Source organism: Fibrobacter sp., assembly GCA_024398965.1.
In the GTDB taxonomy this organism is placed as follows: Bacteria; Fibrobacterota; Fibrobacteria; order Fibrobacterales; family Fibrobacteraceae; genus Fibrobacter.
The window spans coordinates 1-27,000 of record JAKSIF010000032.1 but is presented as its reverse complement, the minus strand read 5'-3'; the positions used below and the strand labels follow the sequence as shown (position 1 = coordinate 27,000).

The 27,000-nt window shown below is 50.8% G+C and carries 25 protein-coding genes; 5 read left to right on the top strand and 20 right to left on the bottom strand.

The features are described from left to right. Positions 1 to 269 precede the first annotated feature (269 nt). The gene (locus tag MJZ26_11350; GenBank protein MCQ2106374.1) at positions 270 to 1,220 is read left to right on the top strand and encodes a tyrosine recombinase; all 951 of its coding nucleotides are present in this window, start codon (positions 270 to 272) and stop codon (positions 1,218 to 1,220) included. 43 nt (positions 1,221 to 1,263) lie between these two features. Beyond that, complete coding sequence (gene leuB, locus MJZ26_11345) at positions 1,264 to 2,355, top strand: 3-isopropylmalate dehydrogenase (protein ID MCQ2106373.1); 1,092 nt, start codon at positions 1,264 to 1,266, stop codon at positions 2,353 to 2,355. 252 nt (positions 2,356 to 2,607) lie between these two features. Here leuB and tnpA read toward each other — a convergent pair whose 3' ends face one another. The 7 genes from tnpA to MJZ26_11310 all read right to left on the bottom strand — a co-directional run bounded on the left by tnpA (position 2,608) and on the right by MJZ26_11310 (position 12,109). Then, positions 2,608 to 3,060, bottom strand: coding sequence for an IS200/IS605 family transposase (gene tnpA / locus MJZ26_11340; GenBank protein ID MCQ2106372.1), 453 nt, complete (start codon positions 3,058 to 3,060; stop codon positions 2,608 to 2,610). A gap of 222 nt (positions 3,061 to 3,282) precedes the next feature. Continuing rightward, positions 3,283 to 4,743 carry a CotH kinase family protein gene (locus tag MJZ26_11335; protein MCQ2106371.1) on the bottom strand — a complete coding sequence of 487 codons (1,461 nt, stop codon included), beginning with the start codon at positions 4,741 to 4,743 and terminating at the stop codon, positions 3,283 to 3,285. Positions 4,744 to 5,014: 271 nt separating this feature from the next. Continuing rightward, positions 5,015 to 5,503: a hypothetical protein gene (locus MJZ26_11330; protein MCQ2106370.1), complete on the bottom strand. Its 489-nt coding sequence runs from the start codon at positions 5,501 to 5,503 to the stop codon at positions 5,015 to 5,017. Positions 5,504 to 5,598: 95 nt separating this feature from the next. Then, positions 5,599 to 6,630, bottom strand: coding sequence for a hypothetical protein (locus MJZ26_11325; GenBank protein ID MCQ2106369.1), 1,032 nt, complete (start codon positions 6,628 to 6,630; stop codon positions 5,599 to 5,601). Positions 6,631 to 6,855: 225 nt separating this feature from the next. Further along, positions 6,856 to 10,731 (bottom strand): phosphoribosylformylglycinamidine synthase, encoded by a 3,876-nt coding sequence (gene purL / locus MJZ26_11320; GenBank protein ID MCQ2106368.1) that lies wholly within the window; start codon positions 10,729 to 10,731, stop codon positions 6,856 to 6,858. Between the two features lie 253 nt (positions 10,732 to 10,984). Continuing rightward, positions 10,985 to 11,539: a hypothetical protein gene (locus tag MJZ26_11315; protein MCQ2106367.1), complete on the bottom strand. Its 555-nt coding sequence runs from the start codon at positions 11,537 to 11,539 to the stop codon at positions 10,985 to 10,987. A 12-nt stretch (positions 11,540 to 11,551) separates the two neighbouring features. Beyond that, positions 11,552 to 12,109: a hypothetical protein gene (locus tag MJZ26_11310; GenBank protein ID MCQ2106366.1), complete on the bottom strand. Its 558-nt coding sequence runs from the start codon at positions 12,107 to 12,109 to the stop codon at positions 11,552 to 11,554. A gap of 125 nt (positions 12,110 to 12,234) precedes the next feature. Here MJZ26_11310 and MJZ26_11305 point away from each other — a divergent pair, with 125 nt between their 5' ends. Next, positions 12,235 to 12,771: a hypothetical protein gene (locus MJZ26_11305; GenBank protein MCQ2106365.1), complete on the top strand. Its 537-nt coding sequence runs from the start codon at positions 12,235 to 12,237 to the stop codon at positions 12,769 to 12,771. Here MJZ26_11305 and MJZ26_11300 read toward each other — a convergent pair. Genes MJZ26_11300 through MJZ26_11285 form a run of 4 tightly spaced genes read right to left on the bottom strand, consistent with a single transcriptional unit; the run spans position 12,737 to position 16,941 of the window. Then, positions 12,737 to 13,474: a glycosyltransferase family 2 protein gene (locus MJZ26_11300; protein ID MCQ2106364.1), complete on the bottom strand. Its 738-nt coding sequence runs from the start codon at positions 13,472 to 13,474 to the stop codon at positions 12,737 to 12,739. The two genes, MJZ26_11305 and MJZ26_11300, sit on opposite strands and share 35 nt — an antisense overlap. 49 nt (positions 13,475 to 13,523) lie before the next feature. Further along, positions 13,524 to 14,492, bottom strand: coding sequence for a glycosyltransferase (locus MJZ26_11295; protein MCQ2106363.1), 969 nt, complete (start codon positions 14,490 to 14,492; stop codon positions 13,524 to 13,526). Further along, entirely contained in the window at positions 14,477 to 15,730 is a 1,254-nt protein-coding gene (locus MJZ26_11290; protein ID MCQ2106362.1) for an O-antigen translocase, read from the bottom strand. The genes MJZ26_11295 and MJZ26_11290 overlap by 16 nt, the downstream gene beginning before the upstream one ends. Next, complete coding sequence (locus tag MJZ26_11285; GenBank protein ID MCQ2106361.1) at positions 15,730 to 16,941, bottom strand: DegT/DnrJ/EryC1/StrS family aminotransferase; 1,212 nt, start codon at positions 16,939 to 16,941, stop codon at positions 15,730 to 15,732. Before MJZ26_11285 ends, MJZ26_11290 begins: the two co-directional genes overlap by 1 nt. Positions 16,942 to 17,015: 74 nt before the next feature. On the opposite strand from MJZ26_11285, the gene MJZ26_11280 reads away from it, so the two are divergent. Further along, positions 17,016 to 18,089 carry a GNAT family N-acetyltransferase gene (locus tag MJZ26_11280; GenBank protein MCQ2106360.1) on the top strand — a complete coding sequence of 358 codons (1,074 nt, stop codon included), beginning with the start codon at positions 17,016 to 17,018 and terminating at the stop codon, positions 18,087 to 18,089. A gap of 31 nt (positions 18,090 to 18,120) precedes the next feature. Here MJZ26_11280 and MJZ26_11275 read toward each other — a convergent pair whose 3' ends face one another. Continuing rightward, a complete protein-coding gene (locus MJZ26_11275; GenBank protein MCQ2106359.1) occupies positions 18,121 to 18,525 on the bottom strand; it encodes an FdtA/QdtA family cupin domain-containing protein in 405 nt (134 codons plus the stop codon). 361 nt (positions 18,526 to 18,886) lie between these two features. Between MJZ26_11275 and rpsD the strand changes: the two genes are divergently transcribed. Beyond that, complete coding sequence (gene rpsD, locus MJZ26_11270) at positions 18,887 to 19,492, top strand: 30S ribosomal protein S4 (GenBank protein MCQ2106358.1); 606 nt, start codon at positions 18,887 to 18,889, stop codon at positions 19,490 to 19,492. 149 nt (positions 19,493 to 19,641) lie between these two features. Here the strand turns inward: rpsD and MJZ26_11265 are convergent, their stop codons facing one another. The 8 genes from MJZ26_11265 to MJZ26_11230 all read right to left on the bottom strand — a co-directional run. Continuing rightward, positions 19,642 to 20,067 carry a PTS sugar transporter subunit IIA gene (locus MJZ26_11265; GenBank protein ID MCQ2106357.1) on the bottom strand — a complete coding sequence of 142 codons (426 nt, stop codon included), beginning with the start codon at positions 20,065 to 20,067 and terminating at the stop codon, positions 19,642 to 19,644. Between the two features lie 62 nt (positions 20,068 to 20,129). After that, positions 20,130 to 21,146 (bottom strand): phosphotransferase, encoded by a 1,017-nt coding sequence (locus tag MJZ26_11260; protein ID MCQ2106356.1) that lies wholly within the window; start codon positions 21,144 to 21,146, stop codon positions 20,130 to 20,132. A 92-nt stretch (positions 21,147 to 21,238) separates the two neighbouring features. After that, positions 21,239 to 22,255, bottom strand: coding sequence for an ABC transporter permease subunit (locus tag MJZ26_11255; protein MCQ2106355.1), 1,017 nt, complete (start codon positions 22,253 to 22,255; stop codon positions 21,239 to 21,241). A gap of 124 nt (positions 22,256 to 22,379) precedes the next feature. Further along, a complete protein-coding gene (dapB, locus tag MJZ26_11250) occupies positions 22,380 to 23,210 on the bottom strand; it encodes a dihydrodipicolinate reductase (GenBank protein ID MCQ2106354.1) in 831 nt (276 codons plus the stop codon). Between the two features lie 52 nt (positions 23,211 to 23,262). Then, positions 23,263 to 23,700, bottom strand: a complete 438-nt coding sequence (locus tag MJZ26_11245; GenBank protein ID MCQ2106353.1) for a hypothetical protein — start codon at positions 23,698 to 23,700, stop codon at positions 23,263 to 23,265. Positions 23,701 to 23,717: 17 nt separating this feature from the next. Further along, complete coding sequence (locus tag MJZ26_11240) at positions 23,718 to 24,908, bottom strand: iron-containing alcohol dehydrogenase (GenBank protein MCQ2106352.1); 1,191 nt, start codon at positions 24,906 to 24,908, stop codon at positions 23,718 to 23,720. 98 nt (positions 24,909 to 25,006) lie between these two features. Further along, positions 25,007 to 26,449 carry an adenylosuccinate lyase gene (purB, locus tag MJZ26_11235; protein ID MCQ2106351.1) on the bottom strand — a complete coding sequence of 481 codons (1,443 nt, stop codon included), beginning with the start codon at positions 26,447 to 26,449 and terminating at the stop codon, positions 25,007 to 25,009. Positions 26,450 to 26,638: 189 nt separating this feature from the next. Further along, a partial coding sequence (locus MJZ26_11230; protein ID MCQ2106350.1) for a nitroreductase family protein occupies positions 26,639 to 27,000 on the bottom strand: 362 nt, incomplete at its 5' end.

Here is a 27,000-nt window from a genome sequence, read left to right as displayed (position 1 = left end):
CCTGCGACCCGCTGATTAAGAGTCAGCTGCTCTACCAACTGAGCTAATCATCCATTGTCGCGATGTCTCATCGACGGGCACAATTATAGAATTATCGACTAGACTTGGCAAGGGGAATTGAGAAAAAATTTAAAATTTTTTCGCATTTATGAATTACTAATTATGAATTACCAGAAATGCGGGGAGAATTCGTCTTAAAACGGTCAAACATTTATATATTCGCTTCATCTCATAACTCATAATTCATACATCATAATTGGACCAGTCCTTTGAGTCTTAATTCAAATCGTCTTGACGCCTACTTGGCCTTCCTCGGTGTGGAACGGAACCTATCCCCAGCCACGATTCAAAGCTATCAGGAGGACCTGCGACACTTCGTCGGTTGGCTAGACGATCAATCTCTTGACTTGAAGGAACTGACTCCCGAGAAGTTGGATCAGTTTTTGACTGCTACTGCCAGCCGGGTTAAAGGCGACGACGCTTCGGGCTCTGCGCTGCAAAGCAAAAAGAAAGATGGAGACCAGGCGGAGTACGCGGCCACAAGTATCGCGCGGCATTTTTCCAGCCTTCGCGGGTTCCTGAAGTACATGCAGAACCAGGGTGAGTACGACTTCAGCACCGAGTCGATGTTAGCAACACCACGCCTGGGCCACTACCTGCCAGAATATCTCACACGAGAAGAGGTGGACAGCGTTTTTGAAAGTGCGGCCCACGGCAAGAATCCTCTGCGAGACACCGCCCTGTTCGAACTGATGTACAGCGCCGGACTTCGAATCTCAGAAACCTTAGGCATCAAGCTTTCCCAGCTGGACCTGGACAACGAATGGCTGACACCTATCGGCAAGGGCAACAAGCAGCGTCTAATTCCTCTGGGAAGCAAAGCCAAGGAAAATCTTAGGGAATGGATCGAGCGAGGCCGCCCCCTTACCCACCCCACTACAGACAACGTAATTTTAAACATCCACGGCAAGCCCATGAGCCGCATGGGCGCTTGGAAAATTGTACAGCAGCATACGCTTCACCTGACAAAGCAGGTGTCGCCCCACACGTTCAGGCACAGTTTCGCCACCCACTGCCTGGAAGCAGGCATGGACCTTCGCGTGCTGCAGGAACTGCTGGGCCACGCCGACATCAGCACCACCCAGATCTACACCCACGTGGACAAGGAATTCATCAAGCAGGAGCACAAGAGTTTCCACCCGCGAGAGAAAAATTACTAGATTTGACCCGTTCAAATAAACAAACCTTAAAAAGGACTCAATAATGAGCAAGAATTACAAGATTGCAGTTCTCCCGGGCGACGGTATCGGTCCGGAAGTGATGAAGGAAGCTGTCCGCGTTCTGGACGTTGTTTCCAAGAAGTTCGGCTTCGACGTGAATGCTGAATGGGCAAACGTCGGTGGCGCTGCTTACGACGAAAGCGGTTCTCCCCTGCCGGAATCCACCCTCAAGCTGGGTGAAGCTTCTGACTGTATTCTTTTCGGTTCTGTGGGCGGCCCCAAGTGGGAACACCTTCCTCCTAACCTGCAGCCGGAACGCGGTGCTCTCCTCCCGCTCCGTAAGCACTTCAAGCTTTTCTGCAACCTCCGCCCCGCTCGCGTCTATAAGGAACTGGCCGGTGCTTGCCCGCTGCGTTCCGATATCGTCGGTGACGGCTTCAACATCCTTACCGTTCGTGAACTGACTGGTGACGTTTACTTCGGTCAGCCCAAGGGCCGCGAAGGCGTTCCTGGCTCCAAGGAAGAAATCGGTTTCGACACCATGAAGTACAGCCGCTACGAAGTGGAACGCATCGCTCGCTTCGCTTTCGACGCCGCTATGCTCCGCAACAAGAAGGTTGCTTCCATCGATAAGGCTAACGTTCTTACCACTTCCGTTCTGTGGCGCGAAGTTGTGAACGAAGTCATCAAGGATTATCCGGAACTGACTCTCGAACACCTTTATGTGGACAACGCTGCTATGCAGCTCCTCAAGCGCCCCCGCGACTTCGACGTGATGCTCTGCCCGAACCTGTTCGGCGACATCCTTACCGACGAATGCGCAATGCTCACCGGTTCCATGGGCCTCCTCCCCTCCGCTTCTATTGCTGAAGGTTCCTTCGGTCTGTACGAACCGGCAGGTGGTTCCGCTCCGGACATCGCTGGCAAGGGCATCGCTAACCCGCTGGCCCAGATCCTCTCCACCGCTTTGATGCTGCGCTACACCTTCAAGGAAGAAGAAGCTGCACGCGCAATCGAAGCCGCTTGCGAAAAGGTGATTTCTCAGGGCTACCGCACTGGCGACATCTACCAGGAAGGCTGCACCAAGGTCGGCACCACCGGCATGGGCGACGCTATTATTGCCGCACTCGCTTAATCGCAATAAAGAACCTGCGACTAGCGAGTGCTCTCGTCACCACAGCCGGTTAATACCGGCTGCTTGTGACTCACGGATTGCCGCTTTGAAGTAATCAAAGACGTCATCCTGGAGGGAGCTTTGCGACCGATAGGATCCACAAATCACAAACCACCCCTAAGAGGGGTGGTTTGATCTACCCCTAGAAGGGGTTATTACTGCCAGCGCCTTAATGACGCTGGCTTTCTCTTCGTTCAAGCCATTGTGGACTGATTACCGGCCACCCTTGAAAGGGTCGGCGTATTCTTTTGTAGTCAGCTTATCTTCTATCTGATCAGCTTTCTCCTGCTCTCGGATATACTTTTGTACGGTCGCAGTGTTTAAACCCACCGTACTCACGTAATACCCCGTGGCCCAGAAGTGTTTATTACCGTACTTGTATTTCAAGTTGGCATGCCGCTCAAAAATCATCATCGCTGATTTACCTTTTAAGTAGCCCATAAAATTTGAGACCGAATATTTGGGAGGTATTGAAAGGAGTAGATGAATGTGGTCGCACATTAGATGCCCTTCAATTATGGTCACACCTTTCCATTTGCACAAATCTTTTATAATTTGGCGGATATCTGCCCGCAATTCGTAAAAGATGACTTTGCGACGGTACTTGGGAGTAAATACAATATGATATTTGCACACATACTTTGTGTGCGCTAGACTTTCTGCCATTTTGGGATGTCTCCATTTTGATAGTGTTGGCTTGAACAACTAAACATTACCAATTTGGGGACATTCCTTTTTCAAAATTCAGAAATGCTTAAGCTTTAATCCACCCGCATAGCGGGCGGTTTTTACATCCGCCACGTTCGTGGCGGATAATCCCTAAAGGACTAATAAAAAGACCAGTTCTCATTTTGAGACTGGTCTTTTTTTACCCAAACAAACTTCGAATTAATACGCGGCCACTATACTCGAGTAATCAGCAATCCTTTTTTGCAGCCAGCTTTTAAGGGAGGCAACATCCGTGACGTAGCTGCGTTTGGGTTGCCAGCGTGCGGCATCATTTTCCAGAGCTTTCTGGCACTGCGTCACATAGCCGTCTAGATTAGCGGTTGCATAATCAAACAAAACATCTTTCAGTTCATTCCAGCGGGCCTTATAGGCAGCCAGGAATTCTTCGTTGCTGAACATGTTGGTAAAGAAACCGCTTTCGCCGTAGCCATCCCAGGCCGCTGCGGAACCGCCGGGACCAAACCCGCCGAATCCACCCATACCGCCGCGGCCGCCGGCCCCATTATTTGCGGTGTTACAATAACCCCATGCACTCATGTTTTCTGCGACACAATTGAAGGGACTCTTGCTAGGATTGCCGCTACTTAAGATCCAGGAATTCTCGCCGAAGTATTCAAAGGTTTCTTCATTCCAGCTGTAGCCGAAACCGCCGTCATAATCCCAAATGGGGCCGAAGGCATATTTGCCCTCAGAGCTTTCCTTGTAAAGATATGTGCTGCGGGGAGCCTCCAATTCCACATTGCGGGTCACTTCCTGAATAATCAAGTAGTCTATGAAAGTCGCCACATCCATCAGGGCAGAGAACGTTGCGAAATCGCCATCAGCAACGGCCTGTTCCACTTTCGCGAAATCCGCCTGGATGGATTCCAGAGCGGTAGCCGTAACATCCTTTGGATACTTCACAGCCATAGGCAACTTGTAAACGCTGCTCCAGAAATTGTTGTGTTCCCAAGTATTCAATTCCGGGCCATCATCCTTATCCATATTGAACAATACACCTGTAGCCTTGTCAATGTTCACACGGTTGGCAGCCTGCTCAATCTGTTCTGTCAGCTGGTAGACGCCCTTGTAATCACCGTTCACTTCTACTTCTACAAAACGGTTGGCGTTCACAAACTTGAAGTTTCCCATGTTGCGGGCCATGTCGAAAACTACGGCATTCATGAACTTGCTCTGATCGCGGTAATTGGCCAGCAAGACCCAATCCTTATTGGCAGCCAACCCAAGAACTTCCACCTTCTCGTTAAACTTGATGCGGTACGGTTTCTTAGGATACCACAGGCGAGTAGAATTTCCGCGGTAACGAACCTTCCCCGCCGCCTTCACGTCGCCATACAGTCCGTTCCCCGCAATCTCAATGAATGCCTCACTATAAACGGCCTCCCCATTTTCGGTGGTGTCATTTAACGCTACACTATCGGGAACCGTAATGCGGATATAGGGAATACCATTGTTTGGAAGCAGTTCGACAACTTCATTTAAACTAGGTTGATTAGAAATTTCACTTGATTGATTTTGAATTTCACTAGAACTTGATGTTTCAATGGATTCGCTGGAACTAAGACCAATCCACGTATTGGTGCTGCTGGAAGAAGGAGTTTCCTCAACAACATTTTCCAAAGAAATTGAAGAGTCCTTTCCTACAATTTCCTGGTACAAAGAATCCGTTTTTTGATCGGCACTAGAATTTGCCGAAGAATTTTCCGACACAAATTCTTGTGCACCCGTCCCAGCCTCTCCACAAGCCAGTAGCAATACACATCCTATAAAAATTGCCACCCGCCGCATAAACATCCTAATCATATATCACCTCAAAGGGCAATATAGACCAATCTGTTTTTTACGAAAAGGGTGGCGACATTTCACGGACGAAATTCCGTGTAAAAGCCGTTTAAACTTTCAGAAGATTTTCAATATCGACCCGGCTCAGGTAAGTGCGCTGTTCCAGGCCGTCAACAATAGCCATCAGCGGTTTCTGGCAGGCCATGAGCACGTTATAGCACTGCTCCACAACGTTCACTTCCGACATCTTGTAGTAATAGCAGGCGGCCTGAAAACTCTGGTAGTCCGCATCGCTCTTGTACAGTTCCGCAGGCAGTTCCTTAAGCACAGTGTCCAGATCGCAGGCGAAGTTCTTGCGGATAATGAATTCGGAAATATGTCCCGCGATTGCGATGTGGGCGGAACCTTCCAGATCGCTGCCGGAGATGCGGGTAATACCTGGGCGTTCCTTGGAGTTTGTCATCTTCACATATTCCAGAGGGCGCTTAAAAAGTAACGCAACCAGCGCATGACCAGCCTCATGGCGACACAAGCGAGTGTATTCTTCCGCACCGAAGAATTCCACCAAAGATTCGCGAGATAAAGATTGTTCTGACATTTAAAGTGCCTCAATTTTCACAAACAAATACATCCTTGAAACTACATAAAAGAAATGCCGCAAAAAGCGGCATATCTCTTCAACCCACAAAAACTCTAACGTCTCTTTCTAGACGTAGTCCTTTTCTTGGAGGTCTTCTTTGCCGGAGCCTTCTTGGTTGTCTTTTTCTTGCTGGCAGCCTTTTTCTTCTTTGCAACAGGTTTCTTTTCCGGTTCGGGGGCAGGTTCTGCAGCAGGTTCGGGAGCAGGCTCTTCAACAGGAGCCTCGGCTACAGGTTCCTCCGCAGGAGTTTCTTCCGCGGATTCTTCAGTCACAGCGTCTTCGGCAGGAGCAACCTGTTCTTCAGGAGCAGGTTCTGCAGATTCTTCAACAGGAGTTTCCTCAGAAGGAACGCCGTAGGAAGCCGAGTCTGCAACCGCTTCTTCTGCAACAGGTTCTACAGCAGTCTGTTCATCAGATTGATATCCATAAGAGAATTCCTCGGCTACAGGTTCTTCTGCAGTCTTTTCCGGTTCAGCAGGAGTAGGAGCCGGTTGTGCAGAATTCTTGAACAAATCGAAGTGAACTGTAATGGAGCCACCGAACTTCAGAGAGTTCAAACGGAACTTGTAACCTTCTGCGGCAAAGTATTTCTCCATGGTCAAATAAGTGCAGTTAAATTCAACGCCCATGTGGTACGGCAATTGAACACCGACATTGCCCATCACAAAGAAATTAACCGGTTCATTCCACCAGGTCTTAAGGGTTGTTGCCGGAATAGGATAACCAATTCTTGCCTCTACATAAGGGCGAGCCTTCCATTCTTCAGGAGCAATTGCACCAACAGATGCCCAGAACGGGAATGCAGGCAAAACAATACCATTATCACCATCTTTTTGCATGCCCATGTAACCAAGGCCGCCACCAACCATAAGAGGACCAACAGGGAAAACCAAGAACTCGGCGCCCAGCCCCCATGCAAAGTCAGAGTGAAGATCAATCTCAGATTCTGCGCCACCCTTTTTTTCTTTTTTTTCAGTGATGTCACCAGGTGCATAACCCGAAATAAATCCCTGAATCTGAGCTGCAGAACTAATTGTTACAAAAGCACCCAAAACCAATGCCAAAGTAGATGAAACTCTATTCATGTCGAAACCCTTTTTAATGACACAAATATAGCTTTGTGAAATGGATTTTCGCTGTAAATTTTGGCAAACACCAACGACCTGTCTTTCACACGTAAACTTTCGAAAACTTTATTGATTTTTCAAAAAAAATCCGCCCCTGCGGTAAAGCAGGAAGCGGATGTTTTTAGTGAATAGTGTAAAAGAGGCTACCCAACAAAGATACGGCCAGGCCGCATTCGACCCTGGCTAGCCCACAAAGATACGGCCGTTGCGGAACAGCTGCATCCACGGACCGTCTTCGCCCCATTCAGCCGGATGCCAGGAGTACTGGCAGGTACGGAACACGCGTTCCGGGTGCGGCATCATGACGAGAGCGCGACCGTCTTCAGAGCAGAGACCGTTGATGGCGAAGGGTGAACCGTTGGGGTTCAGCGGGTAGCGTTCGGTGTATTCGTGCTTGCCGTCCACGTAGCGGAGAGCCACGAGGCCAGTCTTCAAGCAGGCTTCTGCAGCGACCCGAGATGCGAATTCTGCGCGGCCTTCACCGTGAGCCACTGCGATAGGCAGCACAGAGCCAGCCATACCCTTCAGGAGCACAGCCGGGGTATCTTCCACCTTCAAGCTTGCGAAACGGGCTTCGAAGCGTTCAGAGAGGTTCTGAACGAAGCGGGGCCAGTGCTTTGCGCCAGGAATCAAATCCTTCAGGTTGGAAACCATCTGGCAGCCGTTGCAGACGCCCAGAGTGAAGGTATCCTTACGGTTGAAGTAGGCTTCGAATTCTGCGCGAGCCTTGGGGTTGAACAAGATGCTCTTTGCCCAGCCTTCGCCAGCGCCAAGAACGTCACCGTAGCTAAAGCCACCGCAAGCCACCAGACCGTTGAAGTCCTTCAGGCTTACGCGACCGCTCAAGATATCGGTCATGTGAACGTCGATGGACTCGAAACCTGCCTTAGCAAATGCAGCAGCCATTTCCAGTTCACCGTTGACGCCCTGTTCACGGAGGATAGCCATCTTCGGGCGGCTAGAGTAATCCTTGATGATCTTTGCGCTTGCATTGAGATCGAAGGTGACCTTCGGAGTGATGCCCGGATCATCCTGTTCCAACTTCAGCTGGTATTCGCTTTCGGCGCAAGCCGGATTGTCGCGGAGGGCGGCGATGCGGCGTGTGGTATCGGACCAGATAGCGCGAAGGTCAGAGAGGCCTTCGGCGTAGTCGCCAATGACGATGTTGTAAGTGTTGTTCAGCTTACCGATTTCAGAAACGGTGTCGCCAAGACCTGCAGCAGCGAAGGCAGCCTTAACAGCAGCAACGTCTGCATTTGCAACCTGAAGCACAGCGCCCAGTTCTTCGTTGAAGAGAGCGTCGATGACGTTGCCCTGGAGAGCGTTTACATCCAAAGTAACACCAACGTGGCCTGCGAATGCCATTTCGGTAACGGTGGTATAGAGACCGCCATCAGACTTATCGTGGTAAGCCATGATCTTGCCGTCGGCATTGAGCTTCTGGATGGTTTCGAAGAAGGCGCGGAGTTCCTTAGCGGAATCAACGTCCGGAGCCTTGTCGCCAAGCATGTTGTAAACCTGGGCTGCAATGGATGCACCCATACGGTTCTTACCGCGAGCCAGGTCAACAAGCATCAAGGTAGTGTCGTTATTCTGGATCAGCTGCGGGGTCATGGTCTTGCGAACGTCGGCGCAGGGAGAGAAGGCGCTGATGACCAGGGAGATCGGAGCGGTAACGCGGTGGCTACCCTTTTCGTCCTGCCATACAGTGCTCATGGACATGGAGTCCTTACCCACCGGAATGGTGATGCCCAGTTCCGGGCAGAGTTCCATACCGATAGCCTTTACAGCTTCGTACAGGTCGGCACCGTCACCTTCGTAGTTGGGAGTTGCCATCCAGTTTGCGGAAAGGTTTACGCGGCCCATATCCGGAACGTAAGCGGCAGCCATGTTGGTGAGGGATTCTGCAACAGTCATGCGGGCTGCAGCAGCCGGAGAGATAAGAGCGATCGGAGCGCGTTCACCCATGGACATCACTTCACCTTCGTAGGTGTCGAGAGTTGCAGAGGTCACAGCGCAGTCAGCAACAGGAACCTGCCAGGGGCCGACCATCTGGTCGCGGCAGATCATACCGGTCACGGAACGGTCACCGATGGAGATCAAGAAGGTCTTGTCTGCCACAGTGGGGTTTGCGAGAACGCGGTGTGCAATATCCTTGATGGATGCATCAGCAGGAACCACCTGGGAAGTAAGGGGACGCTTCTGGCTCTTTTCGTTACGGATCATGCGAGGCGGCTTGCCCAAAAGGACTTCCAGCGGCATGTCGATAGGAGTAGAACCGAAGTGCTTATCGGTAAGAGTCAAATGCTTTTCAGGAATAGCTTCGCCAACTACAGCATAGGGGCAACGTTCACGCTTACAGATAGCGTCGAACACGTCCAGCTTGTTGCCGGCAACGGCGATCACATAACGTTCCTGGGATTCGTTACTCCAGATTTCGAAGGGGCTCATACCCGGTTCGTCGTTAGGAACGTTACGGAGTTCAAACTTACCGCCGAGGCCGCCATCGTTCACCAGTTCCGGGAAGGCGTTGGAAAGTCCACCTGCACCCACATCGTGAATGAAGGTAATGGGGTTTTCGTCGTCCATTGCCCAGCAACGGTCGATGACTTCCTGGCAACGGCGTTCCATTTCGGGGTTTTCGCGCTGCACAGAAGCAAAGTCCAGAGATTCGTTACCGGCACCGTTGGCCACAGAGCTTGCTGCACCGCCACCAAGGCCGATAAGCATTGCAGGACCGCCCAGAACTACCAGGTGGTCACCCGGGTCGATGTGGCCCTTTTCGATGTGGTCGTGCTTGATGTTGCCGAGACCGCCAGCCAGCATAATGGGCTTGTGGTAACCGCGAACTTCGTTACCCTTTTCAGCAGAAACTTCCTGTTCGAAAGTACGGAAGTAACCCAGGATGTTGGGACGGCCGTATTCGTTGTTGAAAGCGGCACCGCCAAGAGGACCGTCGATCATGATGTCCAGAGCGGAAGCGATACGGGACGGGCTACCGAAGTCCTTTTCCCAAGGCTGAACGGCACCAGGAAGCTTCAGGTTGGAAACGCTAAAGCCAGTGAGGCCAGCCTTCGGCTTGGAACCCTTACCAGTTGCACCTTCGTCACGGATTTCACCGCCACTACCGGTTGCAGCACCGGGGAACGGAGAAATTGCTGTGGGGTGGTTATGAGTTTCCACCTTCATCAAGATGTCCACTTCTTCGTTGTGGAAGTCGTACTTGTTGGTGCGAGGGTCAGCGTAGAAACGACCGGCGGTTGCACCCTTCATCACGGCAGCGTTATCCTTATAGGCGCTGAAGATGTTGGTGTTGTGCAGAGCGTAGGTGTTCTTGATCATCTGGAACAGGGACTTGTCCTGCTTGACGCCGTCGATGGTCCATTCGGCACCGAATACCTTGTGGCGGCAATGTTCGGAGTTGGCCTGAGCGAACATGTACAGTTCCACGTCGGTGGGATTGCGCTTGAGAGCGGTAAAGTTGTTCACCAGGTAATCAATTTCGTCGGCGGAAAGAGCGAGGCCCATGGCCTTGTCTGCCTTGACGAGAGCTTCACGGCCTTCAGTAAGGACCGGAATAATGTTCAGGGGGCGCGGTTCTTCCTTGCTGAAGAGAACGTCCAGGGAAGCCTGGTCTGCGAACACGGCCTGAGTCATGCGGTCGTGGATCTTGGCTTCGATAACCTTGCGGGCGTCGGCGGAAGCAGCACCGTCAAACTTTACGTAGTAGGCGATGGCGCGTTCGATACGTTTGATGGCGGGCAGGCCGCAGATGTGAGCGATATCGGTAGCCTTGGAGCTCCAGGGGCTGATGGTACCCGGACGGGGGCAAACCACGAACAGTTCACCTTCCAGAGCCTTGGCTTCACGCATGGGGCCGTAGTGGAGCACCTTTTCCAGAGTTTCCTTTTCGGATGCGGAAAGATCGGCGGACAGATCCACCACATGGAGGAATTCAGCGTAAACGCTTGTGACGTTCAGGTTTTCTTTCTTGAAGTCAGCCAGAAGTTTCTGGAGACGGAAGTCCGACAAAGCCGGAGTACCACGAAGAATGAGCATTTTTACCTCTTGCCGGGGGTTAGCCGGCACCTTGTGTTTTTTTGAATTTTACGAGGGGAAATTTAGCTTTTCTCCCCAGTCCTTTAAAGTTTTAAAATGCTTAAATCTGTTTAAAAACAGCTAGATCCTTCACTTCGCTCAGGATGACACGGAGGGGCAAAAACAACAAAAAACGGTCCGAAATTCGGACCGTTTTCGTAACTCGTTGAGAGTCAAAGAGTTAGGTTTTTAGCACCAATTCTAGCTTGCTAGATTAGCGCTTCTTACCCTTCTTGCCCTTCTTACCCTTGGCAGGCTTTGCAGCCTTCTTGGGAGCCGGTGCTTCTTCCTCTTCCATTTCTTCGTCTTCTTCAGGTTCTTCGGCAGCAGTCATGATGCCAAGGAGTGCGTTGACGTTAACGGAAGTAAGACCAGAGAGAGACTTGACGTCGGTCTTCTTGTCTACTTCCACGTTGGCGAAGTTGGAAACGATGTAGTAGTCACCGGTTGCTTCAAACTTGCGGGTCTTGTTAGCAATGCTCATGGTACCCTTGGTGGAGGGGAAGAACTTTGCTTCGAGACGAGCCTGATCCTGGGAGGTCTTGACGGTCTGCACCACTTCGCAAGCCAGAGCCCAGACGGACTTGTTGGTTTCGATGGAGGTGTTCACGTATTCAACCACCTGGGATGCGCCCTTGTAGGACTTTTCGGTAGTCTTGTTATAATGTTCGGTAGCCTGGGAAACGTAGCCACCCTTCTGCATAAGAAGAGTTGCCAACAGAAGAACTGCCACAGCGGCCAAGGCGATAGAAATAGTCTTTAAATTCATTGTTACTACCCCTTATTCGAAATGGAAGGATGCGGGAGCTTCCAGCTTAAAGTTTTCTGCCATGTTGTAGTTGGCAAGAGCCTTGTAGTCGGCTTCCTTCAGCTTGCCCTTGGCAAAGGTAAAGGTTGCAACGCAGTTCTTACCGCAAGCCACTTCCTTAACGCCGTTTTCGTCCTTCAGAAGGAACTTGTCAGCAAGGCCGGCCTTTTCGTTAATGCCGTTCTGAGCCTGAGGAGGAATACCTGCGGCGGTGTACATACGGGAAAGCTGGTTGAAGCGAGCTTCCTTGTTTTCTTCGATAGCCTTGACAGCAGCGTCGAAGGACTTTTCGGACTTGTCACCAGTCAAGGTGGTGAACACGAGCTTCCAGGCCATGCCATATTGGTCAACGGACTTCCACTGTTCCTGAAGAACACCGTTGGACTGTTCCAGATAGGCTCCAACCTGTTCGTTTACAGACTTCTGGGCCTGATCGTTGTAACCGCCCTTAAGAACCATCATCAACGCAAACAGACCTACAATGAGGACGATGTCCACGATAAGAAGAATTTTGAATTTTTTGTTGTTCATTATCAACCCTTTATAAGTTTTATGGCATAGAATTTAATTCCTTATTTTGAAAATGCAAGTTAAGAATTGGAAATATGGGCCGTTTTCAGCAATTATCCCCTCATTTTTTAGTTATATTGCCCCACATGAGTGAAAATTTCCAGAACAACATGTTACCGTCCCAGATTATTTTCAGCAATTTGAAGGAGCTTCTGCGTGCAAAGAACACCGCACACGAATCCATGTTCAAGTTCCACTGGAAAAAGATGTGGCCGTTCAGCATGTTCTGGCCCCAGGTCGACTTTGAGCGAATCGTTCGCCTTATGAGTGAGCTCCGCCGTAACGTCATCAACCAGAAAAACCTGCTGGCCCAGGCCAAGCCCAAGGCAAAGGACTTCGAGATGAAATTCTTGAACGCCCTCCCCGCCTACCTGGACGCTCTGGACGTTTCATGCAAGTACCTTGGCGAAGCCGCCCAGTGGAAGCAAGACCTGCTCATACGCAAGATTACCAAGGACGTCAAGGTTATCCGTGACACCAAGGAATGGAGCAGAATCCTCAAGGATTACGAAGACGCCCAGGGAAACCTGACCCGAGCAGGAGCATTCTTGCAAGTGGGCTGGCAGGAGTTCGTTGCCGCCGGCGGATTTATCGAGCCGAAAGAAGAGCCTTCAGCAAATTAAGGCGCCAACGTAAGCGCTGGACAAAGCCCACCTTTTTTCGAAGTGCGCCACTGGCCGTAAGGTTGGTGGCGTTTGACGTATGCACGCGGTAACCGATCAGCGGGCGATGAACCGCAACCACGGAAGACCTACGTTCCGCAAGAATTCCTAGCCACTGGTCGTGCATGGGAAGATCCTTCGGGAACGGGAGGGCGGAAGCCAGAAGTTCACGCCTGAAGGACATGCAACATCCGGAAAAGGAATTCTTTAACCAATTGCTAAAAACGCCTGCCTTATAGGGACGGGTCTGCCACATGGAGCCGGCCATTTGAGCGCCTTCCCCATCGATGATGTTGGCATCGTGAATTGCAAGGAGGGGAGCGACAGGCCCGAAGGTGGAGCCATCATAGCCCAAGGCCTCCAGCATGGCATGAACCTTCCCCGGCAGCCAAATGTCGTCTTGGTCCGAAAGGAAGATGACATCGCCCTTGGCCTCCCTAAGGGCTCGTTCAAAATTGTAGATAGGCCCAAGGCGGGAACCTGCTGGAAGAATCCGAACTCGGGCATCCCCCAGTTCCTGAATTATCCTAAGGGTTTCATCCGTAGAACCGTCGTCGGAAACAATTACTTCGGCCAAAGAATTATCCGTAGGCGAACCAGGTAACTGCAGCAGGATGCTTTCCAGTTGTTGGCGGATATATCGAGCGCCATTGTAGGTTGCCATGCAAACGGATATGACCATAACAGTGAAGGATGAAGGGGTGTGTTTAAGGTTAACGGGTCAGAAAGATTGAAGGTATAAACAGCTTGGGCAATCGTTTTAGGAACGCCGGGCTGAAACTAGCCAGCTTAGGCAAACGCTTAAGGGCCTCCCCCTTTTGGTTATACGCCAGGGCCGAGAACCAGCGAGCCTTCCACACCTTAACCGCCTTGGAATAAAGCTTATGATCCTTGTAAAGATCAATGATGCGTAAAATTTCCCCATACATGCGGTTATGATTGGCGTGGAGATTGGACCCATGAGTCCTATAATAACAGCACTCCACATCGGGGCTTACAGGCTGGGGACCAAACTCGTAAAGAACCTTCAAGTACAAGGGATAATCTTCAAAGAAGAATCGGCTGTCGTAACCACCTAGATCCTTGATCTTTTGGGTCACAAACATTTCTGCGCAGCCATGGAGAGGTTTCAATCCCAGGAAAAATTCGTCAAAGAAAATTTCCGGAACCGCTTCCAGAAACTGCGGGTCAAGTTCCTCCCCCACAACGCCCTCCTCAGACATGGGCCTTACCTGGCCGAAACATCCTACAGCGCGGGGATGGGTTTCCATAAAATGGACCTGTTTAGCCAGTCGTTCCGCCGGCATGATATCATCGGAAGAAAAGGTGCAGAAATACTTGCCGCGAGCCAAGGAAAGCATCTCATTGCAAGTTGCGATAACACCCTTGTTGGGACGATGAACAAAGGTGAAGTGAAGTTCCTTGGAAAGGCTCTCCAAAATTTCGGGAGACTTGTCCGAGCTTCCATCATCAACCACAATCAGTTCAAAGGGAATGCCTTTCTGGCCCATAACGGAGCGCACCGCAGATTCCACATACTTCTCGTGGTTATAACTTGCCAAAAGAACAGAAACCACAGGAGGCAATTCCCGCTGTTCCTGTTCCGAACCTTCGGCAAACTTTCGAGCATAAATGTTCTCGAAAGGATTCTGTACAATCACGTTATCTACTGCGCATTCCATTTTAATCGACCTACGGCAATGAACATGATAACAAAGTACAGGAAATTCTCTGCAGCATAGGCTGCCATGGGACCGTTAAATTCAAGGAACTTGATTCCCACAAGGGTTCCTACGGCAAGGAACACTTCCCCGAAAATTTCAATGGACAGGAACGTCTTTGTTTCCCGGCGGGCAATCAGCACCAAGGCCAAGGCGTAACCTCCAGACCTAAAGAAATCTCCGACCAGTTGCAAGGGCATATAGTCCACCGCTCCCATGTAGGCACTGGACAGCAAGACCTGCACCAGGATTCCTCGGCCAAAATACAGGACCAAGGTTGCCACTAGAGAAATGCCCATGACGCGAAGCAGCAAGGGATAGAACAACTTCTGGAAATCACCACGAGAGAGCCGTGCAGAAACCTTGGGCAGGATGATGACGCAAAGGATTGCAGACATCATCATAAAGAGAAAGTCGGAAATCTTCCAGATGCTCTGCCAGATGCCTGCAGCATCGTGACCAAAACTGGAGTCAACGGAGACTCGGATGACCGTCAAAACCACGGGAGAAAGAATCATGGGCACTAGGCCCATCAAGGCATAGGAAACCCAAGGTTCACGGGTATCCAAGGCGGTTGACCAGATTCGCTTTAGGCTAAAGCCAGCCCTAGAGGCAATCTGCATTGCAAAAACGCCAGCAAAGATGGACTGGGTTGCAATGATGGACAACACAGAAAGCCGTTCCGTATAGAGGAAGAAGGCCACCCAAAGGACCTGCCAGGCGGAAGCCACCATGTTGATGAGGGCCCACTTTCGATTCTGGCCAAGGCCGTTCATGACCGCGGCACTAATGGTAATCAAGTTCGTTGCAAAAATTCCCGGCAAGGAAAAGAGAATTGCAGCCTGAACCAAGCGGGTGTTCATTCCCGGGAACAAGGTTTCCAGAGGGGCCATGAAGCAGAACAGGACTGCTGCTACACAGGTAAAGATCGTGGCGAAGGTTGTTAGGCGAACACCGCCACGCCAAACTCCCAAGAGGGATTTTTCATCGTCCTTATGTTGGGCTGTAAGGCTGGTCCATCCGTTTTGCAAGGCAAGGCTAGATGTCGCCTGACCGATGGACATCAAGTTCAGGAACTGCCCCACGCAGGCAAAGGCTGCCGGAGGTAGAAATATGGCCAGCAGCTTATTGATGGCAAAGGCACGAAAGGCATTGAAGGCAGTAACAGCACCGGAGCCAAAAAAACTCTTCGCAAACATTACGCACCCGCCTTCGCAGAAACTTCGGTAGGGTTAAAACTGTTTACGCCGTCGATGACGGACTGGATTTCATCCTCGGTCATATAGGGATGTAGCGGCAAACTTAGCTCTTCCCGGGCAAGCTTTTCTGCAACGGGATAGTCCACCACGCCGTAAGTATCCACAAAGGCCTTCTGCCTGTGGGGCGGCGTGGGGTAATGAATCAGCGTTTCCACGCCAAGTCCTGCCAGATGTTTCTGGAGGGCGTCACGACAGCTGGAACCATCGGGAAGTTCACAGTGGACAGCAAAGATATGCCATACGTGGGAAATTCTTCTTTCAGGAGCTACCATGGGAAGGCGAACCAGAGGGTTCCTTATTTCCTGGCAATAGCGTTCCGCCAGCTTACGGCGGCTTTCATTTTCTGCCTCCAGCCGAGGAAGCTTAACAGACAGTACGGCTGCCTGAATTTCATCCAGGCGGGAATTTTCACCGACGTATTCGTGGACGTACTTCTTTTCGGAGCCGTAATTGGCAAGCATGCGCACCACGCAGGCCAGATTTTCGTCTGAAGTGACTACAGCGCCTGCATCCCCAAGAGCCCCAAGGTTCTTGCCAGGATAGAAGCTGAAGCCGGCGGCATCACCCAGATTTCCTGCGCGATACATCTTCTGCGCACCATCCTCAGCGGAAACGCACATCATGGCGGCACCATGGGCCTGGGCAGCATCTTCCAGCAGAAGCAGGTCACGTTCTTCAGCAAAGGCCTTAAGCCTATCCATAGGGCAAAGACGTCCATACAGGTGTACAGCCAGAATGGCCTTCACCCGGACACTGCTGTACTGGCCGTGAACAAGAGCCTTCTGTACATTTTCCAAATTCAAGACGGAAGTTTCAGAATCAGGTTCCGCTGGCATGGGAACCAGTCCTGCAGCCTTTACCGCAAGCCAGGTTGCAATAAAGGTGTTACTAGGAACAATCACCCCGTCACCCAGTTCCAAGCGGCCAAGTTCAATATAACCCTTCAATATCAAGGAAAGAGCTTCCAGGCCATTCCCTACCCCAACGCAATACTTGGCCCCGCAATAATCAGCAAAGTCCTTTTCAAAGGATTCGCATTCTTTACCGCGAATAAACCATCCGGATTCCACCACACGGTTCGTTGCCTTCTGCAATTCACCTTCGTAGGAATCCACCACGCGCTTCAAGGGATAGTAGGGAACTTTTGTCATGGAATCCAAAGTAGTAAATATCCTCTTTCTAAAAAACAATTTTTGCCGTAAAGGCGATGAAATGGCAAATATAAATGATGAAGATTTACTACTTTAAGGATATGCTTGAACTGCTGAACTACAAAAAGGAACTGGACCATCGACTGGACAACTTTGTTTTCCAGGAATCCGTCAATGGGACTTTTTTACAGAGCAGGCAGTTTCTCAACTACCATCCGGAAAATCGTTTTAAGGATGCAAGCTTCGCACTAGAACGTAGCGGAACCATTGCAGTCTATTTTCCAGGCAACGAAATCCAGGAACCGGATGGTAGCAAGACTTTCGTATCCCATCAGGGTTCAACTTTCGGTGGTCCCATATTCAGCAAGGCATTCTACTCTGCAAGCCGAGTCATGGAAGCCCTGAAATTTGCAGACCAGCTTTTCGCAAGCAAATACAAGAAGGTTAGACTCAAGATTACTCCGGCCCTTTTCGCCAAGGAATCTCCGGATGTAATCGAATACGCCCTGGAGCATCTGGGATACACCCGCCATACGGAACTCAGTTCCTGTACCACCCTCGTGGATGCCGACCGCAACCAGATTGCCGACCCTCTGGCCAACTGCGAAAAGGACTGCCGCCGCATCTTCCGCAATTCTGAAAAGTTCGATATTATCTACCGGGCATTCAATGCGGCCGATGTTCAAACCGGCAAACCCTCCAGGGAACTTCAGGAATTCTACAGTTTCCTCGAAATTTCCAAGGCCAAGCATAACGTAAAGCCGGTTCATTCCATGGAAGAACTTTGCGATCTGGAAAAGCGTCTCAATGTTGCCGCCCCAGACGGCACGACTCAGGAAAGAATCCGTTTCCGCGGTATCTGGCTTAACGACCGTTATGTGGCCGCAATGATGCTATTCGCCTTCCCTGAAGTAGGCGTTCTTCACGCCCAGTACATCGCTCCAGACGACAACTTCAAGGAATTCCATCCAACCACAACGTTGTATGTAAACGCCATGCGTGAAGCAGCCCGCGAAGGTTTCAAGAACTTCAGCTGGGGCATTTCCACCGAAGAGGGCGGAAACTACTTGAACGAAAGCCTTATCAAGTACAAGGAATCTCTCGGGGCAAAGCCTGTAGTAAACGTCTACTACACCAAGGATTTCTAAACGAAAAAGCCCGGGTGAACCCCGGGACTATTTATTCCACTTCCTTCAGGAAGTCATTATACTCATATATATAGTCGGCAGCGTCGTAATGTTCCGAAGCCAACACCATGCATACCGCACCGCTGCTGAAATTCTCGATTTCACGCCAGGTCATGGTGGGAATGTACAAGCCCTTGTAGGAACGGTTCAACTGGAACTTCTGACGGGTCTTGCCGTCGTCCAGCACCACGTCAAAGCTACCGCTGGCGGCAAAAATCAGTTGACGAAGCTTACGATGGGCATGCCCCCCGCGGGTAGATCCACCGGGCACATCGTACAGGTAATATACGCGTTTGATATCAAAGGGCATCAGTTCGCCCCCTTCCACAACGCTCAGGTTACCACGTTCATCGTGTACAATGGGGATATCGATCAGCTGGGGTTCGTTCCAATTCATGGCGTAAATATATGAATTAACAGTTAACAATTAACAATGATTAACTTCGTTATTGTTGATAATCGGCTCGGAAATGCCCATGCAAGCATGGCCGCTTCACTCACCTTAGTTATCATTAACAATTTGAAAAAAGGCGGCAAAGCCGCTTTCTAAACAGAGCGCCGAAGGCGCCATTACTGACATTATTCATTGTTCACTGTTCATTGTTCATTAAAAAAAGCCGTTCCTCCGGTGCAAGTCTCCCCTTTCCGGCTTGAAATCCTTAACGAGAATTTCTATATATGGGTCACACTTAGCGTATGTTGTGTTAAGCTCTACCTGCATACGTGTTAACCAAAGAGCTTCCTTTTACGAGGTTAATATGTCCTCTTTCCGTGGACCTAAGGGCAAGGTTGCCCGTTCCTTGGACCTTGCTGTTTCTAACAAGACTCAGAAGGCTCTCGACCGTCGTCACTTTGCTCCTGGCCAGCATGGTCAGAACCGCAAGAAGTCCGCTTCTGTGTACAAGCAGCAGCTCGTTGAAAAGCAGCGTCTGCGTTTCACCTACAACATTTCCGAAGCTCAGTTGGCAAAGGCCTATAAGGAAGCCAACCGTCGCGCCGGTTCTGCAGGTGACAACCTGATGATCTTGCTCGAAACCCGTCTCGATGCCGCTGTGCTCCGCATGGGCTTCGCTCGCACCATCTTTGCTGCTCGTCAGTATGTTGCTCACGGTCACTTCACCGTGAACGGCGTCCGTAGCTTCTCTCCGTCTCGTCAGCTCAAGGCTGGTGACGTGATTGCAGTTCGCGAACAGTCTAAGGAACACGTTCAGATCAAGGAAGCCCTGGCAGCAGGCGCAACCGTTCCTGAATATCTGACTGTTGATGCTGGCAAGATGTCCGGCTCTCTCGTGAAGCTCCCGCTCCGCGACCAGATCCCCGTACAGCTGCAGGAACAGCTCGTTGTGGAATACTACTCTCGCTAGTAGTCAAGTTCTTCCAACGACAACTGGAACATTTGGAGACACCTCGCGCAAGCGGGGTGTTTCTTTTTATGCAGTTTCTTTTATTCAGCAAAAAAAGAGTTCATCTCCACGACGAACTCTCATTCAAATGTACGGCAGGCTTTTACGGATTACTCAAAGAGTGCCTTGATTTCGGCATCGCTCTTGACCTGCAGGGCCTTGGCTTTCCATTCGGGATTCAGCATTTTCTTTGCCATATCTGCAATGACCATGGTATGGGCTGTGGCGGATTCCGCCGGAGACAGCAGAACGCACATGAACTGAGCCTTTTCGCCACCACGGACTTCAATCCCGGTCAATCCTTCGGGACAAACAACGAAGGCCATCAGAGGTTGAGCCAAACCGGGAACTCGAGTATGAGGCAGCAGCAGTCCCTCCCCCATATACACACCCTGCTTTACACGTTCAACAAGTCCCTTCCAGGTTGCGTTGGCATCGAAGGAACAAGGTCCATGAACCAGGGCATCGTAGGCAAAGCCTATGGCTCGGCCAAAGGTTTCCGCCTGAGCATAATACTTCGTATAAACTAAAGCCATCTTAATAACCAAAAAAAATTACGAGAAATAAATTCTCGTAATTTGTAATTCATAAATCGTAATTAAGCCAAAGCCTTTTCCATGAACTCAAAGACTTCGGGACTGGTAGCCTTGGCAACCTTCTTGAATTCGGCGAACAGCACACGGAGCTGAGCCTTGCCCGGTTCAATGTACTTTTCGAATTTCTGGATTCCCTTGACCTTGGAAAGGAAGCAGTAGGCACCCATGGCCTGCATTACGCGCTGAAGGCTTGCATGGATAAAGGCCTCCCAAGCATCTTCCTTTGTGTAAGTCTTGGTTTCACGGAATGACGTGCGCCAGTATTCAAAGAAATCCTTGATCTCGGTAAGGGAAAGGCTTACATACGGATCCCAAAGAAGACTTGCAAGATCGTAGAACATGGAACCGCGGCGAGCGCCTTGATAATCAACGAAAGCGATTTCGGCATCGGGTTTCACCATGATGTTCTGGCTCTGGAAATCGCGATGCATCAGGACCTTGGGCTGGGCATCCACGGCAATGGCAATCATGGAATAGAAATTGCGGACAGAATCCGGAATCTCGGAAATACCCTTATGGGACATCAAGAAATTTTCTGTAAAATAATCGGTTTCCCACTTGAGGGCGGCAAAGTCAAAGCGACGGAGCCACAGGTCGGAATGGGAACTGAACAAAGAGCGGGAAACTTCCTGCCACTTGACCAGAGCATCGATAACCACCGGATAGAGAATGCGCACGTTGCCGGACTTCTTATCCTGACCTTCAGGAAGAATGTTGTCCAGGAGGTTGTGGGCACCAAGGTCTTCCTGCACCACGGAACAGGTGGCCTCGTCTACGAAATAGACTCGAGGGACCGGAAGGCCATATTCAGCGAAAGTCTTGGAATAATCGACAAAGCGTTTGAAATCGTCGTCCACCGTTGCAGACACCTGCAGAACGCAACTGCGATCGCCGCTGGCGATACGGTAGTACTTTCGGCCCGAACCAGCACCGGCAATAGTGGAAATTTCAGCATCGGCAGAATAGCCGTGAGACAAAAGAAAATCTTTAACAGCAGGAGAAACGATTTCGTTATTCATGGAAAACAATATATATAAAATGAAGAATGAAGTATGAACGATGAAAAATGATTTATTCGTTTTAATTCATTTTTCATTCTTCACATTTCATTTTAACTGAATTTGATTCTCGGGTCTACCATGGTGTACAGGATATCGCTGAACAGTCGACCAATCATAGCCATTAAACTGCTCAGGAAAATGATGCCCATGACCACGTTATAATCACGGTTCACCATGGAGTTGTAGTAAAGAAGGCCCATGCCATCGATATCGAAAACCTTTTCGATCAAAAGGGCTCCGGCAAACATCAAGGTGCAGATTTCGCTGAGACGTGTCGCAATGGGAATCAAGGCATTACGCAGGGCATGGTGAACCAAGGCCTTCCTAAAACTCAAGCCCTTGGCAAGGGCAGTTCGCATGTAGTCTCTACCCAGTTCCTCCAAGGCAGAGTTCTTCATTAGGAACGTAAGGAACGCAAATTCGCTGATCATGTAGCAGAAGATGGGCAGCACAAGATGGTGAGCCAAGTCTACAATCTTTTCAAAGAAGGAAAAGTCCTCGAACTCGTCGGAAGTCAAGCCGCCTAGCGGGAAAATGTCCAGGTAGGAGCCGCCTGCCAAAAAGATGATCAGCAAGATACCCAAGGCGTAACCAGGCATCACATAGCCCGAGAAAATCACGCCGCTGCTAAGAGAATCCAGTTTGCTTCCGTGGCGCACAGCCTTCCAAAGACCAAGAGGAATACAGATCAGATAACTGAGGAAGAACGAGGTAAAGCCAAAGAACAAGGAAATGGGGAAACGGCTGGTAATCACGTCCCAGACAGGCAAGCCGTAAGTGTAGCTGTTACCTAAATCCAGATGGAGAACGTTCCAGAGCCAGGTCAGGTAGCGTTTCCAGGCCGGCTGGTCAAAACCGAAGTAGGCCTGGATCTGAGCAATCTGGTCTGGCGACAGCGCCTTGGACGCATCTACCCCACCCTTCATGGCGGCAGCCTGCTGGGCTCGGGAAATCATTTCTTCCACAGGTCCGCCAGGCAGCAACTGAATCAGGATGAAGCATACCAATGAAATCCCGATAAGAGTCGGGACCATCAGCAGCAAACGTCTAAGGATATAGGAACGCATATTAGCGACGAGGTGATAGCGGAAAGGTTAAAGAACTTAGCTAGGCGGCTACGCCGCTCTTCATCAACGAGGCTTAGCCTCGCATTATTCTTCTATAAACTTTATCCTTTAACCTTTAAGCTGATTAACGCATCTTACCGGAGCGGAGGACGTCCATCATGTTGAAGGGCTTTGCAGTGCCGGCGGCAATCTGTTCTGCCAGGAAGTTCACGGCGTCAACGGTACCTTCGGCGTAGATCTTACGGCCGCACACGTTGTGCTGGAATTCGAAGTGGACGGTGCCGTCTTCGCTGTCCAGGCTGTAGGTGTGGAATGCATGACCGCCCAGGTATTCTTCGGGCACGCCCATACGTTCCATCTGGCTCTTTTCGTCGCGGACCTTTTCGATATCGTCCGGAGTATAGCTGAAGCCCATCTTCTGGAAGGAGCCAACCACGGCACGAGCAGTACCGCTAGTGTCAGCCTTGGTCTTCTGGTGGCTTTCTACCACAGAAAGCTTGTAGCCGCTGAAGGCGGTGGGGAATTCAGTAGCCAGCCATTCGATCATGGTCTGGAAGGCCACAATCTGCTTGCTCATGTTGGGAGCAATCACGCTGGGATGGTTCGCATCGGCAACCAGCTTCAGGAGAGCGTCACGGTCACCACCGGTGGTGCCCATCACGAAGGGAATCTTATGCTTTACGTAGAAAGCGGCGTTGTCGTTCACGGCAGTGGGATGAGTGTAGTCAACGCAGATGAGGTTCGGGTACTTGGCAAGAACTTCACCGATGCGTTCTTCGCGGTTGCTGGGCTTCAGAAGCTGGATGGTCTTGCCAGCCACTTCAGATTCGTTTTCGACGATGATTTCACCAGTCAGGGAATACGGGACCAGTTCCAGGCCGCGCTTCACGCAGGTTTCGGCCACAATCTTGCCCATGTTTCCCGGAATACCATTTACCATAACTTGAACGGACATATAAACTCCTGTAATTATTTACAGGAGTTAAGATAATAAAATAAAGGCAATCCTATTTGAAATCTTTCGGTAGAATCTCTTGCAAACGGCCTTTCAACAACTCATAACGTAAGCGTTTTTCTCCCTTGGCAAAATGAACCTCACGAGACTGCAGGGGATTATTCTCGTAACGAAGTTTACCTGGTTCCGAAGACCCGTCGCGAAACTTCGGGTCAAACTGTTCGCTAGTCAAGTCGAAGACACTCTCCCCCACCACATTGTAGCAGTGAACGCTTCCATCTGGCAAGGGAATGCCATACACATCGCCGCCTAAAATGTCCTGCACCAAAAATGCGGTAATGGAACATTGTCCGCAAGTCTTGTTTTCGCGAGACCACTTTTGACGAAGGCGGGGCGCGCAAGTTTCAACGCACCAGATTTCAGAAAGCAAGTCGTAAAGGTACCGCACTTTTTCAGGGGCACCTTCCCAACCGTAAAATTTATAGAACATTCCCGACACAGCGAACCTTACAAAGCCAGCTTGTAGATTTCCATGGTGGCGGCAGCGTCCAGATCCATGTAGCCGTGAAGAACCTCACCCTTCAACTTGTGGAGGCGTTCGTTGAGAAGTTCCAGGTTGGGGTTTTCTATGCCGAGTTGCGCGAAAGTCACCGGCATGTGGAGCTTGTCGTGGAGCCAAGTCTTCATGGCAAGGGCTGCAGCCATGGCATCAGCAGCCTCGTCGCCGGAGTCCGCAATGCCCAACACGCGATGTCCCAGCTGGGCAATCTTGTGGGGATTATGCTTAGCGCCGTACTGCAGGAACGCAGGGAAAATCACCGCAAGGCCTGCGCCGTGGGTAACATCGTACTCCGCAGAAATTTCATGTTCCATGGCATGGCTGTTCCAGTCTTCAACGCGGCCGATGGAGCAGGTATCGTTATGAGCCACCGTGGCGCTCCACATAATGTTGGCGCGGGCTTCGTAATCATCGGGATTCGCGATGACCTTTTCTGCACATTCCATAATGGCAAGGAGCATACCTTCGGCAAGGCGGTCGCCAATCTGCACATCGGGAGTATTGCTCAGGTAACGTTCCAGAATGTGGGCCATCATGTCGCTGACGCCGCTGGCAGTCTGCCATTCTGGCAAAGTCATGGTCAGCTCCGGATTCATCACCGCAAACTTCGGGCGAAGTAGCATTGGATAGCGGATTCCCACCTTCACCTTCGTAGTGGTATTGGTAATCACCGCATTGCCGGAACCCTCGGAACCTGCAGCAGGAATCGTCAGCACAACGCCAATAGGCAGCGCACAGGTTCCCGTCGCCTTCTTCTTGCCACCTACTACTTCGTAAAGATCCCAGAAGTCACCTTCGTAATAGTAACCCACAGCCATAGCCTTGGCCGTATCGATAACGGAACCGCCACCCACCGGCAGCAACATGTCCGGCTTAAATTTGCGGGCAATTTCAAGACCGACCCGAACCTTGGTATCAATGGGGTTCGGCTGCACGCCGCCCATTTCAGCAAAGGCAATTCCAGCAGCAGCCAAGGAATTCTTGACGCGTTCCAAAAGGCCGGAGCGCACCACACTTCCGCCACCGTAAATAATCAACACGCGAGACCCGCCATGCTTAGCGCAAAGCTCCCCCACCTGGGATTCCGTGGCACGACCAAAAACAAATTCTGTAGGACTGTAGAAAGTAAAGCTGTTCATAGAAAGGAATATATAAAAGAAATGCGACCCCATAGGAGCCGCATTCTTAATTTTTTGGATTCTATCGCATCGCTGCGCGACGCTCCAGAATGACGTAATTACACATTCAATTCGCCAGCGTCAATGTTGTTCCAGTCTTCCACAGCGTCAATAGCCGGGCGGACTTCTTCGGTCACGAACTTCACAACCTGACCAGGAGCGCGGCCAACGAACTTGCGAAGGTCCAGGATTTCCTTCAGCTTTTCTTCGGTGATGCCCAGCTTCTGGAGCTTTTCGTTCTTGAGGACGCGTTCGAGCAAGTCGTTATCCTTACCCTGTTCCTTAACGACGCGGCCAGCTTCCTGGCTCATCACGCGGATTTCTTCGTGGAGTTCCTGACGGTCGCCGCCATTCTTCACGCCTTCCATGATGATGTTTTCGGTAGCCATGAACGGAAGTTCAGCCATGATGCGCTTTTCGATCACCTTCGGGTAAACAACGAGGCCGTTGGTCACGTTTTCAGCGATGATGAGCATTGCATCCATAGCGAGGAATGCTTCAGGAATGGCGAGACGCTTGTTGGCGGAGTCGTCCAGAGTACGTTCGAACCACTGGGTAGCCTGAGTGATGGCGGTGCTGTTCACCTGGGCCATGACGAAACGGGCCAGAGAGCAGATACGTTCGGAACGCATGGGGTTACGCTTGTAAGCCATGGCGGAGGAACCGATCTGGGTCTTTTCAAACGGTTCTTCCACTTCCTTAACGCCCTGCATGAGGCGCATGTCGGTTGCAAACTTGTGGAGGGACTGAGCGATGGAGCTGAGCACCTGGTTCACGCGGTTGTCCCACTTACGGGTGTAGGTCTGGCCGGTGATGGTGAGCACGCGCTTGAAGCCAGCCTTGGCTGTGACGCGGCGGTCCAGTTCCATGATCTTTTCTTCGTCGCCGTTGAACAGGTCCATGAAGGAAGCCTGGGTACCGGTGGTGCCCTTCACGCCGCGGAACGGAAGAACTTCGATGAGGAAGTTGACTTCTTCCAGGTCGATGAGGAGGTCCTGGAGCCAGAGGCAAGCACGCTTACCCACGGTGGTGAGCTGTGCAGCCTGGAAGTGAGTTGCACCAAGCTGAGCCATGTCCTTGTATTCCATAGCGAACTTGGAGAGCTTATCCATCACGCGGCAGAGGCGCTTACGGACGATAATCAAAGCCTGCTGCATCTGGATGAGGTCGGTGTTGTCACCAACGAAAGCGGAAGTTGCACCCAGGTGGATGATGCCCTTGGCCTTGGGGCACTGAACACCGTAAGCGTAAACGTGGCTCATCACGTCGTGACGGCGGCGCTTTTCTTCGGCTTCGGCAACATCAAAGTTGATGTCGGTAGCGTGAGCCTTCAGTTCGTCCACCTGTTCCTGGGTAATGGGCAGGCCAAGTTCCATTTCGGATTCAGCCAAGAAGATCCACAGCTTGCGCCAAGTCTGGAACTTGTACTGCGGGCTGAAGATGAAACTCATTTCCTTAGAAGCATAACGCTGAATCAGCGGGCTTTCGAATTGATCACGCATGATTTATCCTTTGGGTCGAACCCGATTTATGTTTTCGGGGTGAAATTTAGAAATTAAATGAAATTTACAAAGGCTCACTTTATTTGGCCCCAAGGCGTAATAAAGTGCCTTTTTTATAAAAAAACGCCTAACTCATTGATGAGCAAGACGTTAGAATTTTTCGGCTAAAATAGACTTAATTTCAGAAAATTAAAGTTCTTCCACCAATTCACCCATTTCCTTACGGACGGTGTGACGGGGGCTGGGGCCACCTTCGGCAGGATCGGCGTAGCCAACATCCAGAAGGCAGCTCACCTTCAAGTTTTCAGGCAGTTCAAAACCGCGGGCGATTTCCACCGCATTGAAACCGCGGGCCCACAGGGTGTTAAGTCCAAGTTCCGTAGCCTGCATCATCATGGTGGTTGCAACAATACTTGCATCCATGTCGCCGCATTCGTGTTCGTCATTGTAATTCAGGGCGCGGTAGCACAGGTCCTTGTCGTAACAGACCATCAAGACCACGGGAGCGTTATAAGCCATGCGGGTAATGCCACGAATCTTGGCAAGAGCCT